Below are 16,636 nucleotides of genomic sequence, written 5' to 3' on the forward strand. Positions count from 1 at the left end.
TGTGGGACGGGCCGGAAATCCGACCCGTCCCATAAGCAAAATAAACTTGAAACTCCTAGCTGAATGGGATTGCACGTGGCAAACTACACCGCTGCTGATATCAAGGCACTGCGCGAGCGCACTGGCGCCGGCATGATGGACGTTAAGAAGGCACTGGACGAGGCTAACGGCGACGCCGAGAAGGCCATCGAGATCATCCGCGTCAAGGGCCTGAAGGGCGCTACCAAGCGCGAAGGCCGTTCGACCGCTGAAGGCCTGGTTGCTGCCAAGGTTGAAGGCAACGTCGGCGTCATGATCGAGATCAACTGCGAGACCGACTTCGTTGCCAAGAACGAGAAGTTCATCGCACTGGCCAACAAGGTCCTGGATGCCGCTGTGGCTTCCGGTGCTGCAGATGCAGAAGCACTGCTGGCTTACGAGCTGGACGGCAAGACCGTTGGCGACATCGTTATCGAAGAGGGCGCAATCCTCGGCGAGAAGGTTGTTGTACGCCGTGTTGCACGCATCGAGGGTGCCAAGGTTGCTTCGTACCTGCACAAGACCAGCAAGGACCTGCCAGCTCAGGTTGGCGTTCTGATGGCTGTTGACGCTGACAGCGAAGCTGCCGCAACCGTCGCACACGACGTTGCTGTCCACACCGCTGCAATGGCTCCTACCTTCCTGTCCCGCGAGGAGGTTCCAGCTGACAAGGTTGCCGACGAGCGCCGCATCGCAGACGAAACCGCTCGCGCGGAGGGCAAGCCAGAAGCTGCACTCACCAAGATCGTTGAAGGCCGCCTGACCGGTTTCTTCAAGGAAATCGTCTTGGTTGACCAGGCTTTCGCCAAGGACGCAAAGAAGTCCGTAGGCAAGGTCTTCGAAGAAGCTGGCACCAAGCCAGTTGCCTTCGCACGCTTCCGCGTTGGTGCCTAAGCTTTTACAGCTCTAAGCATTAGCCGTACGCATTAAGCGAACCGCGTTCAGGGCAACCTGAGTGCACAAGATCAAAGGGAGGTGAGCACCGAGAGAAAACTCGGTGACTCGCCTCCCTTTTCTTGAGCCCGGATCTCACGATAGCTTGGGATCTGGGAAGTAGTACCCCCAGCTTGATTCCGACCTCCAGGAGTAAGACACCTCATGCCAAGCACCCCAGAAACCAAACGACGCCGCGTACTGCTCAAGCTCTCCGGTGAAGTATTCGGCGGCGGCAAGATCGGCGTTGACCCGGATACCGTTCGCGGCATCGCCAAGCAGATCGCTGAAACCGTAGGCGAAGTAGAGGTCGCAATCGTGGTTGGCGGCGGCAATTTCTTCCGCGGCGCAGAACTCTCGGCCTCCGGCATGGACCGCTCGCGCGCAGACTACATGGGCATGCTTGGCACCGTCATGAACTGCCTGGCACTGCAGGACTTCCTGGAACAATGCGGCGTCGAAACCCGCGTCCAGTCGGCCATCGCCATGGCCCAGGTCGCAGAAAACTACATCCCACGCCGTGCCATCCGCCACATGGAAAAGGACCGCGTTGTCATCTTCGGCGCTGGCGCAGGCCTGCCGTACTTCTCCACCGACACCGTGGCCGCGCAGCGTGCCCTGGAAGTCGATGCTGACGAAGTTCTGATGGCCAAGTCGGGCGTCGATGGCGTGTACACCGCGGATCCGAAGAAGGATCCGACCGCCAAGAAGCTGGAGACCTTGACCTACAGCGACGCGCTGGTCAACGACATCCGCGTAATGGACCAGACCGCCATGACCATGTGCCAGGACAACAAGCTCAATATGCTGGTCTTCGGCATGGAAGGCGAAGGAAACGTGGCCGCGGCAATTCGCGGCGAGCGGATTGGCACCACCGTCACCGTCTAATCGGTGATCGTGGCTTAGGATTGAAGTAGATTTAATTTCCCGTAGCGGAAACACAGATGAAGTACTTGAGGAGTACCGGTGATTGACGAAACGCTGGCGGAAACCGCCGAAAAGATGGAACGCACCATTGAGGCCGCCAAGGAGGACTTCGCGACGATCCGTACCGGTCGCGCCCACCCAGGCATGTACTCGAAGGTCATGGTGGACTACTACGGTTCCCCGACCCCACTGCAGCAGTTGGCTTCCTTCGCAGTGCCAGAAGCACGCACCATCACCATCACCCCATTCGATGTGACCGCTATGCGCGCAATCGAAAAGGCTCTGGGCGATCCAGAAGTTGGGGCAAACCCATCTTCGGACGGAAAGATGATCCGCGTTGTCCTTCCAGTGCTGACCGAAGAACGCCGCAAGGAATACGTCAAGCTGGCCAAGGCCAAGGGTGAGGACGCCCGCGTTGCGCTGCGTAACCACCGCCGCAAGGCCAAGGACTCCATCGACAAGTTGGTCAAGGATGGCGAAATTGGCGAGGACGAGGGCACCCGTGCAGAAAAGGACCTCGACGCGCTGACCAAGAAGCACGTTGACGCAGTTGACGAGATCTTGAAGAAAAAAGAAGCAGAGCTGCTGGAAGTCTAATGCCAGGCTCGACAGACAACACTGAGGGCAACGCTTCGGCGGTGCCCTCAGTGGCATCCGGAGAATCCCAGCCCCTGACCCGACGTGAAGCTCGTGCCCAGCGCGAGGCTGCCGCCAAGGGGAAAAAACGCGGTTTCATGAAGAACCGCGCGGCTAGGGAAACTCCAGAACCTGCCACTGGAATCCAAGAACCGGTCACGACTGAACCGGCCAATCCGGTAGCTGCTCCAATGGCCACGCCAGCACCGGCACCAGCCGTGGAGCAAGTTGCCGGCACCGATGGCGTTTTGCCGACCCCTCAGCCAGGGGCTGGCGCGAACCCGGCAGCCGAGGCTTCCCCAGGCAAGGATGCAGCCGCTACGGCTGATACCGGGCAAGCGAAAGAGCGTGCCAAGGCAGCCTTCAAGGCTGATACGTCCAAGTCGGTGGCGGCTCCGGGGCCGGTAGCTGCCCAGCAGGCCGGACCAGCCGAGGAACCGGCTGAGCCCGTAGAATCGGCGGAACCCGGCAAAGCCAAGATCTTAGCGGCCCCAGCTGCCCAGGGTGGTATGCCAGCGAAGGGCGAAGCGACCAAACAGGACGCCGAATCAGCGGCGCAGAATCCAGCGCCTGCCGAGGGCAAGGTGCCTGCTCCACCGGTTTCCGACTCCACGGACCTGGCCGAGACCGGCCAGCCCGACGCGGCAGAAGCAGACATCCCTGCCGAGCTGTTGATAGGAACCCCGGAGCCGAAGAAATCGCGCGCCGGACGCAACCTGCCCGCGGCAATCGGCGTAGGCTTGCTGATGCTCGGCGTCGTCCTCGTTGGCCTGATGTGGTCGCAGCCATTGCTGGTCATCGCGCTGATTGCCCTCAGCGGCATTGGCTGCTGGGAAGTTGCGAGAGCTACTACTCACGCCAAGACCGCGGTGCCTCAATTGCCGTTGTACCTGTCCTCGGTCTTGCTGCCGGTCAGTGCCATTTGGGGCGGGGTGGAAGCCCTTGGCTTCAGCTACATTGCCTGTATCCTCATCGCTCTGCTCTTCCGGCTCATGGAAGGACTCAAGGGTGCTGTGGCCTCGGTGATGAGCAGCGTGTTCATCATCAGCTGGGTGCCGCTGCTGCTTTCCTTCGCCCTGCTGATTCTTGATTCCGAGAATGGCCAATGGCTCATTGCCACGCTTTTGCTGCTCGCGGTCGCCAACGACACCTTCGGCTACATCGTGGGTGTGCTAATAGGCAAGCATCCGATGGCGCCAAAGATTTCTCCGAAAAAGTCCTGGGAGGGCTTCGCCGGATCAATGATTGGTTCGATGGCTATTGGTGCTTGCGCAATGCACTTCTGGCTGGAAATGCCATGGTGGACGGGCGTCATCTTGGCGTTCTTCACCACCATTGCCGCGACCACTGGCGACTTCGCGGAATCCATGGTCAAACGTGAATTGGGCATCAAGGACATGAGCAACTTGCTGCCGGGCCATGGCGGAATCATGGATCGCTTGGACTCGATATTGTTTGTCATTCCTCTGGGCTACGTGATTTCGCATGTGCTGGCTTGGAGCGTCGAAGTCTTCTGACCGGTCCCGCCAGCGGGTGTGATCCTCTACTGGAATACACTGGCTGGTGTGGCCATTAAGCCAACTATTGGCCCAAGCCAATAGAATATGAGGGGTATCGCCTTACCGGGGTACCCAACTGATATCTCTCTAGAGAAAAAGGAACTGTCGTGTCGCAGCAGCAAGATGCTCCGTTTTCCCGCGTACCGGACTCGGAATTCGGCTACAACGCAAAGCAAGTTGATGCATTCCTGAGCCGTGCCCGCGCCACCTTCAACGGTGGAGGAAACGACGACAGTGTGGTCACCAGCCACCTGATCCGCCGCACCACTTTTGCGCCGCAGAAGGGCGGTTACCAGGCCCGCGAAGTCGATGGTGCGCTGGACCGCTTGGAAGATGTCTTTGCCAAGCGCGAGCGCGACGACTTGATTGCCCATCAGGGCGAGGAGGTCTGGCTGCAGCAGGTAGGCCGCCTGGCCGCGATCCTGCGTGGCCGCCTGCACCGTGCCAAGGGTGAGCGTTTCCGTCGCCCGTCGCGTTCCAACGCGTCGAGCTACAACATCGAAGACGTCGATCGCCTATGCGATCAGCTCATCGATTATTTCGAGAACGACGTGCCCATGGCCGTCGACACCGTACGCCGCGTGGAATTCCGCTCTTCGCAGGGAACCGATGGCTACGAGGAATCGCAGGTCGATGCATTCCTTGACCGCGTGGTCGAGCTGATGGCTTCGATCGACTAGCAGCTGTCTCCAGCGCAAACGCATTGCCGCGCAGGGCAGTGGGAAATTCTTCCCGCTGCCCTGCGCGGCTTTTTGCATTCTTGGCGACGCGCTGGCCGATATGGCTAGGGCCGGGCTTGTTCATAGTGGGCCAACCAGTTTCGCAGCATTTCTTCGAGCACAGGACGATCAGCGGGGGGCAGCTGGTCCACGAGGCGCTTTTCGTTGCGCATGTGGGCGGTAAACGCTTCATCGATTTTCTTCTTGCCGCTAGCCGTCAAGGAGATGCGGCGCCCACGCCGGTCGTCACCGGATAGCGCGCGGGCGACCCAGCCGTTGCTGACCAGCTTGTCGAGCCGCTTGGTCATGGCTCCGGTGGTCACCATCGTCTGCTGTGCCAGCTCGCCGGGGGCCAGGGAGTGGGGTTCTCCTGCCCGCCGCAAGGCCGCGAGCACATCGAATTCGGCTTCGGTCAGCCCATGCTCTGCATAAACCGTGCAGAGCTCCTCGGTCAGGTAATTAGCCAAGCGATGCAGCCGGCCGATGATTCCTTGGGGAGCTGGGTCGAGATCCGGCCGTTGTTCTGCCCACTGCTGTTGAATGCGCGATACGTGGTCGTTTTGCTCCATGCCTTTATTATATCTTCCAAGGAAGCTAAAGTATCTTCCATGGAAGATACTTTGAATTCCGCGGGGCACCGGCTTCGAATGCTGGGCTGGGTAGCACTGACCGCGATAGCCCCGATCGCGTGGGGCTCCAATTACTATGTCACCAAGGAATTTCTTCCCGACGCCTCAGCGCTCTGGGGCGCGGCGATCCGCGCATTGCCGGCGGGCTTGGTATTGCTGGGGCTAGCCAGGAAACTCCCGCACGGCAGCTGGTGGTGGAAATCCGCGGTTCTGGGAGTGCTGAATATCGGTGCCTTCTTTGCCCTGATCTACGTGGTGGCGCAACTTTTGCCATCGGGTGTCGCTGCTACGACCATGGCGATTTCTGCCGGTGTGCTCATGCTGTTCGCATGGCTATTGCTCGGTGAACGTCCTGCACGTTGGCCTTTGGTTGGGGCCCTCTTGGGCTTCGTCGGCGTGGGCATCATGGTATTCGATGCACAGGCCGGCATCGATATCCTGGGGATCGCCTTGTCGCTGGTATCAATGGTCCTATCCAGTGCCGGGTTCATCTTGACCAAACGATGGTCCGAAGGGATGCCGATTATCCGTGTCACCGCGTGGCAGCTGGTGGCCGGAGGGGCAGTGCTGGTCCCCTGCGCGCTGTTCGTGCATGGAGCACCCCCTGAGCTTGACCTGCAGGCGATGGCGGGCTTTGGCTATGTCAGCCTCATTGCCACCGCGGCTGCCTATCTTGCCTGGTTCACCGGGCTGCGCCATCTCCCTGCATCGTCAGTTGGCCTCATTGGCCTGCTCAATCCAGTGACAGGGGTCCTGCTGGGAACATTGCTGGCAGCGGAAAGTCTCGGCCTCCAAAGCCTGATCGGGATGGGTTTGGTTCTCGGCGGAGTCCTTCTGGGGCTGGCCAAGGGATCCCGGCGCAGATCAGCTTCGGCACGCGAAGCATCTGGCCGCGACGCGCCCGCCGGGGAATCCGTGGAGACTGGCTAGAACTTCGCCCGCCAGTCCGGGACATGGAGCAACGCCATGACGCGTTCAACGTTGGCGGGCACGCTCCGCTTGGTGCTGCGCGATACGAAGATCATCACCACGAAGGCCAAGGGAACGCTCCACGCCGCAGGCTGGCGCAAGAGGTGGATCCAGATCTCATCTTCTTGGGGCAGGAAGGCACCGGTCATCAAGGCCAGTCCGCAGGAGATGCCGCCAGCCAGCAGGCCGGCAACAGCACCTCGTGCGGTCAGCGAACGCCACCAGATGCCCAAGAGCAGCAGCGGGCAGATCGTGGATGCAGTGAAGGCGAAGACGTTGCCAATGGCGCCCGCCAAGGCCAATGAATTGGTCACCACCGCGACCAGGACGGGCAGGGCGGTGGCCAGCACGGTAGAGATCCTGAAGCCCCGCACGGTACCCGAGAAGAATTCCTGGGACAGCGCACCAGCCAGGGATACCACCAAACCGGAGGTGGTGGAGAGGAAAGCAGCGAATGCGCCACCGACGACAATTGCGGTCAAAGCATCGCCCAGGAATCCGTCGAAGAGGCGTCCGGGCAAGAGCAGGATGGTGGCATCGGTTTCATTGGTGGCACCGAGCTCCGGGGTGTAGAGCAAGCCCAGCACGCCCAAAGTCGTCGGCAAGAGGTAGAACGCGGAGAGCAGGCACAGCACAATCACCGTGGTGGTACGCGCAGCCTGGCCTGTGGGGTTCGTGTAGAAGCGCACCAGCACATGCGGAAGCCCCAGGGTGCCAAAGAGCAATGCCAAGATGATGGATACGGTCTCGTAGAGGTTCATCGCGTTCACGGACTCCAGCTGCGCATACAGGGCCTGGGCATGCCCGGATGCCGAATGCTCGGGGATGGCCCGCCCCAGCAGGAAGATCGTGGGAATAACCAATGCCGCCAGCTTGAACCAGTACTGGAAGGCCTGGACGAAGGTCACCGAGCGCATCCCGCCGGATAGCACCGTCACGCAGACAACCGCGGCGACAATGACCGGACCGGCCCAACTCGGGAATCCGGTAGCGATGGATAGGGTCAGGGCTGCTCCGTGCATTTGCGGAACGATATAGAGCCAGCAGATCACCACCACCAGATAGGTGGTGATTTTCCGCAGCATCGGCGAGCCTTCGAAACGGATCTGCGCGAAATCGGGAATTGTGTATGCCCGGGACCGTCGCAGGGGAGCGGCAACAAACAGGAGCAGCATCAAGTAGCCTGCGGTGTAGCCGATGGGGAACCACAAACCTGATTGCCCAGAGAGCACAATCAGTCCGGCAACGCCCAAGAACGAAGCTGCCGACAGGTATTCGCCGCCAATCGCAGAGGCATTCCACCACGGGCGTACGGTGCGTGAAGCTACGTAGAAGTCGGAAGTCGTACGGGACAGGCGCAAGCCGTGGAAGGCAATCAGCATGGTCGTGAGGCAAACGATCACCAGGGAGGAAACGGATAGCAAGCTAGCCACGGCTGATGCTCCGATACCGTTCTTCATTGCGTCCCGCAGCCCTGTTGTAGAGCATTCCGGCCACGATGATCAGTGGATACATGCCGATGCCCAAAACCCACCATGGCAGGGGCAGGCCCAGCAGGTGGATGTCCTCGAAGACCGGCCAAAAGACGAGCAATGCACTGATGCCTACCAGCATCGCCAGCAGGCCCGCCGCCACGGCGCAGGCCAGCCGCAGCTGGGAGCGGATCAGCTGGCGGACATAGAATTCTTCTGCTGTGTGCTCGGGACGGTGGGGCGAGACAGTCAAGGATGCATCCTGCGGAGCCTGGACACGCACGCGTTTTGGACGCTGCTCAGCGAACCGTCCGGGCATGAGGGGCTCTCGCCGGCTGTTGTCTTGGGGAAGGTGCTCCACGGAAGGCCAGCAGCTTCCTACAGCGGGCGGACGCGGTTGGCAGCCAAGCGTTCCCGCAGGTATGGCAACGCGCGACGAGAAATCGGAAGTTCGGTGCTGTTGACCAGCACAGCGGCCTTGCCGGTCTGCAAGCGAACGGTTTCGATCTTATCCATGCACACCAGGTAGGAACGGTGGATCCGAACGAACCCGGACTCGCCCCACTGCTGTTCCAGATCGTTGAGCGGAACCCGGATGAGATAGCTCGAATCCTTGGTGTGCAGCCGGGCATAGTCTCCCTGGGCCTGCACGTAGGCGATATCCGCCCGAGGGATCAGCTTGGTGATGCCTCCTTGGTCCACCGTGATCATTTCCGGCTTGGCAGGGGTCTCCTCGACCAGCTCGCAGATGCGGCGAACTGATTCGGCCAGTCGCTGGGGGCGAATGGGCTTGAGCACGTAGTCGATGGCGGCCAACTCGAATGCTTGCAGCGCTTGATCTTCATCGGCGGTGACAAAAACAATCAGTGGGGGATTGGTGAAGCGGGAGATGACGCGGGCAATGTCCAGGCCTGACAAAGCCGGCATGTGGATGTCGAGGAAAAGTGCGTCGACAGTATTTTCCTCCAGCGCCTTCAGCGCCGCGGCACCAGAGGTGGCGCGGTGAATTTTCCCGATGCGGGAATCCTGGCTGAGCAGAAAAGCGATTTCTTCTACCGCTGGAAGTTCATCATCGGCGACCACCACGTTAATCATGCGAAAATTCTACCGTTTATTGGATTTTTCTATGCATCCGAGGTGATCGTGTTGGGCGGACGGAACTTCGGGACGCGCAAAGTGATCAGCGTTCCGGCCCCCGGCGCGGTCTCCACTACCAGTCCATTGGAATTGCCGTAGAGCTGGCGCATGCGCAGGTCGACGTTGCGCAGGCCAACGTGCATATTCGGGGTATCGCCAGCTAGCACACTGGACAGCTGCTCGGGATCCATGCCCATGCCGTCATCTTCCACGCTGATGACTGCGTGCATTCCGTCTTCGGTGGCCGTGATGGAGATGACTCCGCCATCTGGCCGGGCTTCGAGTCCATGGCGTACCGCGTTTTCAACCAGCGGCTGCAAGGCCAGGAAGGGAATTTGCGTGGGCAGCACCTCGGGAGCGATCTGCAAGGAGACCTTGATGCGCTCACCGAAACGGGCCTTTTCCAGCAACAGGTAGCGGTCAATCGCTTCCAGTTCTTCGGCCAGGGTGGTGAATTCACCGCGGCGGCGGAAAGAGTACCGGGTGAAGTCGGCGAATTCTATGACCAGCTCACGGGCTCGAGCGGGATCAGTATTGATGAACGAGGCGATCGCATTCAGCGAGTTGTAGATGAAGTGCGGGGAGATCTGAGCGCGCAAGGCACGCATCTGCGCTTCGAGCAGCATGGCCTTGGATTCATCGAGCTGGGCGGTGGAAACTTGCGCGGATACAAAGACCGCTACCTCGGAAACTGCCCGAACGAAGCTGGCGGCGGCCCTGCGTGATAGCGCGGTCACCGTTCCCACGCTTTGATCTCCTACGGTGATCGGCGCGGACACGAAGTCCATGCCGGAGGAACGTTCTACCTGGGTTTTGCCGGTTGCCAGCGCGCTTTTGGAAACCTTGGAGGCTGCTTCTTCGAGTTCCGCGGTGAAATCGGCCCCTGCATCGGTGGCCAGCACATGGGTGGTGTCGCTGATCAGCAATACCTGGCAGTTCAAGAGCCTGCGCAGCGCCTTGGCGCTTTTGGCCGCCCCGTCCTCAGTCAGGCCGCGCTCCAAATGGGGAACCGCAACGGACATGTGGTGCAACGTCTTGTAGGTGGCTTCCTCGACGTCGGTACCCATTTCCTTGGTGGAGCGGGAAATCCTGAAACCGATGTAGCCGACAAGAGCGATTCCGACCATCGCAATGGCGACGATCAGGGTGACTTGCAGCGCTGGAGACATGTATCCCATCTTAGGGCCCTGCCTGATCTGCCGACCGTTCAGCGCGCCATGCTGCGCCGTTGGGCGCAGAAAGCAGTCCGTTGAGCCACGAGCTGTGCAAGCCCCCTAGTCGCCAACGGGTTTATCGCCAATAGTGAACTTAGTCACAAAACCGATGTGCGCCCAGTCACATCATCAACTCGCTCAAGGAGGGCATCATGAGTGCCAACCCGGAACACGGCGTCGCTGCTGACGTTGATTTCGTCAAGGAGAGCCAATCCGAGGAATTCCAGGAACTGCGAAAGACCCACCGCAGTTTTGTTTTCCCGATGGCAGTCTTCTTCCTCGTCTGGTATTTCGCCTATGTGCTGCTAGCCGACTACTTCCATGACTTCATGTCCATCAAGGTTCTCGGCAATATCAACATGGGTATTGTTCTCGGGTTGCTGCAGTTCGTGTCGACCTTCGCGATCACCGCGGCCTACGTCAGTTTCTCGAATAAGAAGCTCGACCCCAAGGCAACCAAGATCCGTGAACGCCTAGAGAGCGAGGGAGTGAACTAAATGAACCAGCTCAGCATCCTGGCCCAGGCCGCGGGAGAGTCGACCCAGGTCGGCAACCCCTTGGTCAATATCGCCATCTTCCTGGCCTTCGTGGGCGTCACCATGGTGATCGTGCTCCGCGCCTCCAAGAACAACAAGACCGCTGCGGATTACTATGCAGGCGGCCGTTCCTTCACGGGAACGCAGAACGGCACCGCAATTGCCGGTGACTACCTCTCGGCAGCCTCCTTCCTGGGCATCGTTGGCGCTATCGCCATCCAGGGCTACGACGGCTTCCTCTACTCGATCGGCTTCCTGGTTGCTTGGCTGGTTGCCTTGCTGCTGGTTGCGGAGCTGCTGCGCAACACCGGCAAATTCACCATGGCCGATGTGCTGTCCTTCCGGCTCAAGCAGCGTCCGGTGCGCATCGCCGCGGCCATCTCCACGCTGGCAGTGTGCGTCTTCTACCTGCTGGCGCAGATGGCTGGCGCCGGCGCGCTGGTTTCCCTGTTGCTGGGTATTGACGAGAAGCTGGGACAGTCGCTGGTGATCGTTATCGTTGGCGCATTGATGATCCTCTATGTGCTGGTTGGCGGCATGAAGGGCACCACCTGGGTGCAGATCATCAAGGCCTGCCTGCTGATCGCCGGCGCGCTGATCATGACCGTGTGGACGCTGGCCATGTTCGGCTTCAACTTCTCCGACCTGCTGGGCAAGGCAGCTGAAGTAGCCGGCAACCCCGAGATCCTGAATCCGGGCATGAAGTACGGTGTTTCTGAAACTGCCAAGCTGGACTTCATCTCGCTGGCCCTGGCCTTGGTGCTTGGCACCGCCGGCCTGCCGCACGTGCTGATGCGCTTCTACACCGTTCCTACCGCGAAGGAAGCCCGCAAGTCCGTCGTCTGGGCTATCTGGCTGATCGGCGCCTTCTACCTGTTCACCCTGGTGCTGGGCTTCGGCGCCGGTGCACTGATTGGCCCGGATCGAATCCAGGCGGCTCCAGGCGGCGTGAACTCTGCGGCACCGCTGCTGGCCTACGAATTGGGCGGCACAGTGCTGCTGGGCCTGATCTCTGCAGTGGCCTTCGCAACCATCCTTGCTGTGGTGGCGGGCTTGACCATCACCGCGGCGGCATCCTTCGCCCATGACGTGTACGCGTCGGTGATTGCCAAGGGCAAGTCCACTCCAGAGAAGGAAATGAAGATTGCCCGCCGCACGGTCTTGGTTATCGGAGTCTTCGCTATCGCTGGCGGCATCGGTGCCCAGGGGCAGAACGTGGCCTTCCTGGTGGCATTGGCCTTCGCGGTGGCCGCTTCGGCTAACCTGCCAACCATCTTGTACTCGCTGTTCTGGAAGGGCTTCAAGACCCGCGGCGCAGTGTGGTCCATGTACGGCGGCCTGGGTTCGGCTTTGCTGCTGATCATCTTCTCGCCAGTGTTCTCGGGCTCGGAGACCGCAATGATCCCAAGCATCGATATGGTGATCTTCCCGCTGGCTAACCCGGGTATCGTCTCCATTCCGCTGGCCTTCTTCCTAGGCTGGCTGGGCTCGGTTACCGACAAGCGTGTCGAGGACATTACCAAGCAGGCGGAAATGGAAGTTCGTTCGCTGACCGGTGTCGGTGCCGAGAAGGCAGTCGACCACTAAGGCGGAGAATACATAAAACTCAATAGCGAAGTTCCGGGAGCCAGCCAGCAGGCTGGTTCCCGGAACTTTTTTGCTGCCCTGAGTGCTACGCGTTGTCGGCTAGCGAGTGCTGAAGCAAAGCGGTGGTGCGATAGGGGACGAGCTCGGCCATGGATAGTGCCGAGTCCGCACGATTCACTCCGTCTATATGCAGCAGCTGTCCATGGACCCGAAACAGCTCCTCGGCGTCTTTGGCCGCTACCCGCACCAAGATGTCGGCAGAGCCTGTGAGCCCGTGTGCTTCAAGCACCTCGGGGATGGCTTCGAGCTTGGCGGCGATGTCCCCGAGATGGCGTTGCTCAACATGCAGCTCGACAAAGGAAAGCAGCCCGTAGCCCAGCACTTCGGGCGGGATGCGGCGGTCAATGGAATCAAGAACTTCATTTTCCAGGCGGGTCATCCGCGTCTGCACGGTATTTCGCCCGAGGTTCAAAGCCGTGGCGATAGCCGAGCCGGTGCGCTTGGCTGCGGTGGAGAGGGCCAGCAGGATGCGCCGGTCGGTAGTGTCCAGAAGTTGCATAATGTGCACGTTAGCACTGAGAGGTTCTCATAAACAGTGCGTTTTGCTCTAATTCCAAAAACACCATTGTGCATCCTGCCTTGCGTGAGTAGCATCACATTAAGCGGTGTTTGTGAATGAAAACCCGCAACCGACTACGTGAGAGTAAGGATGCCGATCGTGTCCACACAACACATTGACGTAGCCGCCGGATGCCTACCCACGCATCAGCTGCTGAACGTCGACGGGAAACGAATCCCGGACGAAGAACTTGACCATTATCTGAAGGACCTCAAAGAAGCGGACCTTGCAGATTTCCTTCGCGACATGGTGGTCCTGCGCCGCATGGACAATGAAGCGACCGCATTGCAGCGCCAGGGCCAGCTAGGACTCTGGGCCCCGTTGCTCGGCCAGGAAGCCGCACAAATCGGCTCGGTCCGCGCCACCGAAGCGGATGACTTCATTTTCCCTTCCTACCGCGAGCATGGCGTCGCATGGGCCAGGGGAGTGAAAGCAGAAGATCTGCTCAGCGTGTGGCGCGGGGCCCAGGCCAGCGGCTGGGATCCGAATGAAGTCAATATTGCTTGCCAGCAGATTGTCATTGGCTCCCAGGCTTTGCACGCAGCCGGATACGGAATGGGAATCAAATTCGATGGGGGCAAGCAAGTTTCTGTGGCCTACTTTGGCGATGGCGCCACCAGCCAGGGCGACGTGAGCGAAGCCATGGTCTTCGCCGCCAGCTACCAGGCGCCAGTGCTGTTCTTCTGCCAGAACAACCAGTGGGCCATTTCCGAACCAGTCCACCTGCAAAGCCGCACCCAGATTGCCGACCGTGCCCACGGCTTCGGGCTGAAGACCTGGCGGGTGGATGGCAATGACATCCTTGCAGTCTACGCAGCCACCAAGGCTGCCCTGAATCACGCGCGCAACGGCCTGGGCCCAACCTTCATTGAAGCGGTCACCTATCGCATGGGGTCGCACACCACCGCCGATGATCCAACCCGCTACCGCAAGAGCGAGCAGCTCGAAGAGTGGAAAGCCAAGGACCCTATCGACCGCCTGGTGAAGTACCTGCATGAGATGGGTGCCGATGTGCAGTCCTACGAGCAGCGTGCCCAGAACGCAGCCGATGATCTGGCCGCGAAGCTTCGCGCCGCGATCACCACCATGGAGGACCCCAAGGTGGATGAGCTGTTCACCAATGTATATGCCGAGAAGCACGAACCAACCGAACGCGCAGCCAAGAACTATCTGGACTACTTGGCAGATTTTGAAGGTGGAGAGTAACTGTGGCAACCACCATGCTCAAGGCGCTGAACAAGTCGCTGCACGATGCCCTGGACGAGGACGAGAAAGTCATCCTGCTCGGTGAAGACATCGGAACCCTCGGCGGCGTCTTCCGGGTCACCGATGGCCTGAAATCCAAATTCGGCGAGCACCGCGTCGTCGATACCCCGCTGGCAGAATCCGGAATTGTCGGCAGCGCCATCGGCCTGGCCTACCGAGGCTATCGCCCAGTAGTGGAGATCCAGTTTGACGGCTTCACCTACCCGGCCTTTGACCAGCTAGTTTCCCAGCTGGCTAAATTGCATTACCGTTCCCGGGGCCGTGTGAAGATGCCGGTGACAGTTCGAATTCCCTACGGCGGAGGAATCGGTTCACCGGAGCACCACTCCGAATCACCGGAAGCCTACTTCGCCCACACCGCCGGTCTGCGCGTCTTCGCGCCTTCGAGTGTCGAAGATGCCTATAGCATGTTGCGCCAGGCCATCGATTGCGATGATCCGGTCATCTTCTTCGAGCCGAAGCGCCGCTACCACGAGAAAAGCACGGCTGAACTTCTGGCTCCAACGCCAGACGGATCGCCAAAGGCCAAGATCGTCCGCCCCGGTGAAGATGTCACCGTGGTCGGCTATGGCCCGACCACCTACACCCTGGTGGATGCGGCCAAGGCCGCAGAAGATGAAGGCACCAGCCTGGAGGTCATCGACCTGCGCACCTTGGATCCGTTGGATGTCGACACCGTGGCCGAATCCGTCAAGCGCACCGGCAAGCTGGTCGTAGTCCATGAAGCCAGCCGCACCAGCGGTATCGGTGCAGAAATCTGTGCCGAAATTACCGAGCGCTGCTTCGACTATCTGGAGCACGCCCCATTGCGCGTCACCGGATTCGATATTCCGTATCCGCCATCGCGGCTCGAAAGCCACCACCTGCCCGATTTGGATCGAGTGATGCACGCGGTCGATACCGTGATGCGCCACCACGAGGCAACCGAAGGAGCTGCCAAGTGATGACCGCCCACACATTCAAACTCCCGGACCTCGGCGAAGGGCTCACCGAGTCCGAGGTGCTGAATTGGAAAATCAAGGTTGGCGAGCATGTTGCGCTCAACCAGATCATTGCCGAAGTCGAAACCGCCAAGGCAGTGGTTGAACTGCCCTCGCCGTATGCCGGCTTCGTTCAGGCTCTGCATGCCACCGAAGGTGAAACAGTGCAGGTTGGCGGTCCGCTGGTCACTTTTGACCAGGAGCTAGGCGCTTCCGGCGGGCAGCCGCCAGCAGCAGGTCCCGGAAATCATGGGGAAAGTGCGGCCGTCGAGCGCACCCCAACCCTGGTTGGCTACGGTGCCCCGGCAGACACCGGTAACCGTCCAACGCGCAAAGCTCGTGGCCCCCGCAACGGGAGAGCGGCACAATTGGCGGAACCAGTTGCATCCGTACCGGATGCCGCGCCGGCCAGTCCTGAGCGCGAACAACATGAGACGACTCGATGCACACCGCCCGTACGCAAGCTGGCACGCGATCATGGAGTCGATATTTCGGCGCTCGCCGGCAGCGGCGAGGGTGGCCTGGTGCTGCGTAGGGATGTTCAGCGGGCCATCGATTCTGCCGGAACCAGCACCTCATCGGCAGGGGGAAATGAGCCAGCGTCCTCGCCGGATGTGGACCGCCATGTGAAGATCACCGCCGTCCGCAGAGCCACAGCCAAAGCGATGGTGCAGTCGGCGTTTACTGCACCGCATGCCACCGAGTTCCTCACTATTGACGTCACCGAATCCATGGCGTTGGTGGAACGAATGCGTTCGCATCGCTTGCTGAAGGACCGGAAACTCAACATCACAACGTTGGCGGCGCTCGTGGTGACGAGATTGCTGAAGACTTATCCTGCGCTGAACTCGACGTGGGATGAAAAGGCTGACGAAATCATTGAGTTCGGGTCAGTGAATCTGGGCATGGCTGTGGCGAGTGACCGCGGCTTGCTGGTTCCGGTGCTGAAAAATGCCCAAGCCAAGACGTTGCCCGTATTGGCAACTGAACTCAGCGAGATCATTCTGCAGGGCCGCGAAGGAACGTTGTCACCAGCCCAATTGACCGGTGGCACATTCTCCATTACCAATGTGGGGGTTTTCGGCGTGGATGCCGGCACCCCGATTCTTCCTCCGGGGCAGGCTGGAATCCTGGCATTAGGCCAAGTGAAACGAAGGCCTTGGGAATACCAAGACCAAGTTGCCCTTCGCCATACCATGACTTTGGCTTTGTCCTTCGATCACAGAGTGGTTGACGGCAAGGAAGCAAGCGAGTTCCTCGCAGGTGTCGGCTCGGTATTGGAAGACCCCGGAATGATGAATATTTTTATTTGAGCTTAAATAAAAACTGACCCGGCTGAAGTTATTTCATTCGGGTGAGTAACCCGATTTCAAGCATTGCTTTCATGACTATTCATTGGTTGTTTCGCAATGTTTGATGTAATCTCATTCACTAC

General features: G+C 59.9%; 17 protein-coding genes. 11 read left to right on the forward strand and 6 right to left on the reverse strand.

Features of this window, described 5'->3' with window-relative positions; genetic code table 11:
* Positions 1–75: 75 nt before the first annotated feature.
* From tsf to ACIOTL_RS11560, 5 genes are all read left to right on the forward strand, one after another.
* Positions 76–912 (forward strand): translation elongation factor Ts, encoded by an 837-nt coding sequence (tsf, locus tag ACIOTL_RS11540; RefSeq protein WP_105657303.1) that lies wholly within the window; start codon positions 76–78, stop codon positions 910–912.
* A 204-nt stretch (positions 913–1,116) separates the two neighbouring features.
* Positions 1,117–1,839 carry a UMP kinase gene (gene pyrH, locus ACIOTL_RS11545; RefSeq protein ID WP_105657240.1) on the forward strand — a complete coding sequence of 241 codons (723 nt, stop codon included), beginning with the start codon at positions 1,117–1,119 and terminating at the stop codon, positions 1,837–1,839.
* A 78-nt stretch (positions 1,840–1,917) separates the two neighbouring features.
* Positions 1,918–2,475: a ribosome recycling factor gene (gene frr / locus ACIOTL_RS11550; RefSeq protein ID WP_105657241.1), complete on the forward strand. Its 558-nt coding sequence runs from the start codon at positions 1,918–1,920 to the stop codon at positions 2,473–2,475.
* Positions 2,475–4,031: a phosphatidate cytidylyltransferase gene (locus tag ACIOTL_RS11555; RefSeq protein WP_332486626.1), complete on the forward strand. Its 1,557-nt coding sequence runs from the start codon at positions 2,475–2,477 to the stop codon at positions 4,029–4,031. The genes frr and ACIOTL_RS11555 overlap by 1 nt, the downstream gene beginning before the upstream one ends.
* A gap of 149 nt (positions 4,032–4,180) precedes the next feature.
* Entirely contained in the window at positions 4,181–4,753 is a 573-nt protein-coding gene (locus ACIOTL_RS11560; protein ID WP_105657242.1) for a DivIVA domain-containing protein, read from the forward strand.
* A gap of 104 nt (positions 4,754–4,857) precedes the next feature.
* On the opposite strand, the gene ACIOTL_RS11565 is transcribed toward ACIOTL_RS11560, so the two are convergent.
* A complete protein-coding gene (locus tag ACIOTL_RS11565; RefSeq protein WP_400342755.1) occupies positions 4,858–5,361 on the reverse strand; it encodes a MarR family winged helix-turn-helix transcriptional regulator in 504 nt (167 codons plus the stop codon).
* A 39-nt stretch (positions 5,362–5,400) separates the two neighbouring features.
* Between ACIOTL_RS11565 and ACIOTL_RS11570 the strand changes: the two genes are divergently transcribed.
* A complete protein-coding gene (locus tag ACIOTL_RS11570) occupies positions 5,401–6,351 on the forward strand; it encodes a DMT family transporter (protein ID WP_400342756.1) in 951 nt (316 codons plus the stop codon).
* Here ACIOTL_RS11570 and ACIOTL_RS11575 read toward each other — a convergent pair.
* The 4 genes from ACIOTL_RS11575 to ACIOTL_RS11590 form a co-directional block, all read right to left on the reverse strand.
* Positions 6,348–7,823 (reverse strand): cation acetate symporter, encoded by a 1,476-nt coding sequence (locus ACIOTL_RS11575; protein ID WP_400342758.1) that lies wholly within the window; start codon positions 7,821–7,823, stop codon positions 6,348–6,350. The two genes, ACIOTL_RS11570 and ACIOTL_RS11575, sit on opposite strands and share 4 nt — an antisense overlap.
* Positions 7,816–8,115, reverse strand: a complete 300-nt coding sequence (locus ACIOTL_RS11580) for a hypothetical protein (protein WP_400342760.1) — start codon at positions 8,113–8,115, stop codon at positions 7,816–7,818. Before ACIOTL_RS11580 ends, ACIOTL_RS11575 begins: the two co-directional genes overlap by 8 nt.
* Positions 8,116–8,240: 125 nt before the next feature.
* Positions 8,241–8,957, reverse strand: a complete 717-nt coding sequence (locus tag ACIOTL_RS11585) for a LytTR family DNA-binding domain-containing protein (protein ID WP_105657247.1) — start codon at positions 8,955–8,957, stop codon at positions 8,241–8,243.
* Between the two features lie 29 nt (positions 8,958–8,986).
* Complete coding sequence (locus tag ACIOTL_RS11590) at positions 8,987–10,168, reverse strand: sensor histidine kinase (protein WP_400342761.1); 1,182 nt, start codon at positions 10,166–10,168, stop codon at positions 8,987–8,989.
* Positions 10,169–10,365: 197 nt separating this feature from the next.
* Between ACIOTL_RS11590 and ACIOTL_RS11595 the strand changes: the two genes are divergently transcribed.
* Positions 10,366–10,710 carry a DUF485 domain-containing protein gene (locus tag ACIOTL_RS11595; protein WP_105657248.1) on the forward strand — a complete coding sequence of 115 codons (345 nt, stop codon included), beginning with the start codon at positions 10,366–10,368 and terminating at the stop codon, positions 10,708–10,710.
* Positions 10,711–12,336, forward strand: a complete 1,626-nt coding sequence (locus ACIOTL_RS11600; RefSeq protein WP_105657249.1) for a cation acetate symporter — start codon at positions 10,711–10,713, stop codon at positions 12,334–12,336. It abuts the gene before it with no gap.
* A gap of 85 nt (positions 12,337–12,421) precedes the next feature.
* Here the strand turns inward: ACIOTL_RS11600 and ACIOTL_RS11605 are convergent, their stop codons facing one another.
* Positions 12,422–12,895 (reverse strand): Lrp/AsnC family transcriptional regulator, encoded by a 474-nt coding sequence (locus ACIOTL_RS11605; protein ID WP_388023964.1) that lies wholly within the window; start codon positions 12,893–12,895, stop codon positions 12,422–12,424.
* 150 nt (positions 12,896–13,045) lie between these two features.
* On the opposite strand from ACIOTL_RS11605, the gene pdhA reads away from it, so the two are divergent.
* The 3 genes from pdhA to ACIOTL_RS11620 are packed head-to-tail and all read left to right on the forward strand — an operon-like array spanning position 13,046 to position 16,514.
* On the forward strand, positions 13,046–14,161 hold the full coding sequence (gene pdhA / locus ACIOTL_RS11610; RefSeq protein WP_400342762.1) for a pyruvate dehydrogenase (acetyl-transferring) E1 component subunit alpha: 1,116 nt from the start codon (positions 13,046–13,048) through the stop codon (positions 14,159–14,161).
* Between the two features lie 14 nt (positions 14,162–14,175).
* Entirely contained in the window at positions 14,176–15,165 is a 990-nt protein-coding gene (locus ACIOTL_RS11615; RefSeq protein WP_400342900.1) for an alpha-ketoacid dehydrogenase subunit beta, read from the forward strand.
* Positions 15,165–16,514: a dihydrolipoamide acetyltransferase family protein gene (locus tag ACIOTL_RS11620; protein WP_400342764.1), complete on the forward strand. Its 1,350-nt coding sequence runs from the start codon at positions 15,165–15,167 to the stop codon at positions 16,512–16,514. The genes ACIOTL_RS11615 and ACIOTL_RS11620 overlap by 1 nt, the downstream gene beginning before the upstream one ends.
* Positions 16,515–16,636 lie beyond the last annotated feature (122 nt).

Origin of the sequence: Glutamicibacter sp. NPDC087673 (assembly GCF_044743255.1) — a bacterium.
Classification (GTDB): domain Bacteria; phylum Actinomycetota; class Actinomycetes; order Actinomycetales; family Micrococcaceae; genus Glutamicibacter.

What these genes read in the sequence shown, in the direction of transcription:
- pyrH (WP_105657240.1), top strand. Translation starts at nt 1,117, where the DNA reads ATGCCAAGCACCCCAGAAACCAAACGACGCCGCGTACTGCTCAAGCTC.
- ACIOTL_RS11555 (WP_332486626.1), top strand. Translation starts at nt 2,475, where the DNA reads ATGCCAGGCTCGACAGACAACACTGAGGGCAACGCTTCGGCGGTGCCC.
- ACIOTL_RS11565 (WP_400342755.1), bottom strand. Translation starts at nt 5,361, where the DNA reads ATGGAGCAAAACGACCACGTATCGCGCATTCAACAGCAGTGGGCAGAA.
- ACIOTL_RS11570 (WP_400342756.1), top strand. Translation starts at nt 5,401, where the DNA reads ATGGAAGATACTTTGAATTCCGCGGGGCACCGGCTTCGAATGCTGGGC.
- ACIOTL_RS11585 (WP_105657247.1), bottom strand. Translation starts at nt 8,957, where the DNA reads ATGATTAACGTGGTGGTCGCCGATGATGAACTTCCAGCGGTAGAAGAA.
- ACIOTL_RS11590 (WP_400342761.1), bottom strand. Translation starts at nt 10,168, where the DNA reads ATGTCTCCAGCGCTGCAAGTCACCCTGATCGTCGCCATTGCGATGGTC.
- ACIOTL_RS11595 (WP_105657248.1), top strand. Translation starts at nt 10,366, where the DNA reads ATGAGTGCCAACCCGGAACACGGCGTCGCTGCTGACGTTGATTTCGTC.
- ACIOTL_RS11600 (WP_105657249.1), top strand. Translation starts at nt 10,711, where the DNA reads ATGAACCAGCTCAGCATCCTGGCCCAGGCCGCGGGAGAGTCGACCCAG.
- ACIOTL_RS11605 (WP_388023964.1), bottom strand. Translation starts at nt 12,895, where the DNA reads ATGCAACTTCTGGACACTACCGACCGGCGCATCCTGCTGGCCCTCTCC.
- pdhA (WP_400342762.1), top strand. Translation starts at nt 13,046, where the DNA reads ATGCCGATCGTGTCCACACAACACATTGACGTAGCCGCCGGATGCCTA.
- ACIOTL_RS11615 (WP_400342900.1), top strand. Translation starts at nt 14,176, where the DNA reads ATGCTCAAGGCGCTGAACAAGTCGCTGCACGATGCCCTGGACGAGGAC.
- ACIOTL_RS11620 (WP_400342764.1), top strand. Translation starts at nt 15,165, where the DNA reads ATGACCGCCCACACATTCAAACTCCCGGACCTCGGCGAAGGGCTCACC.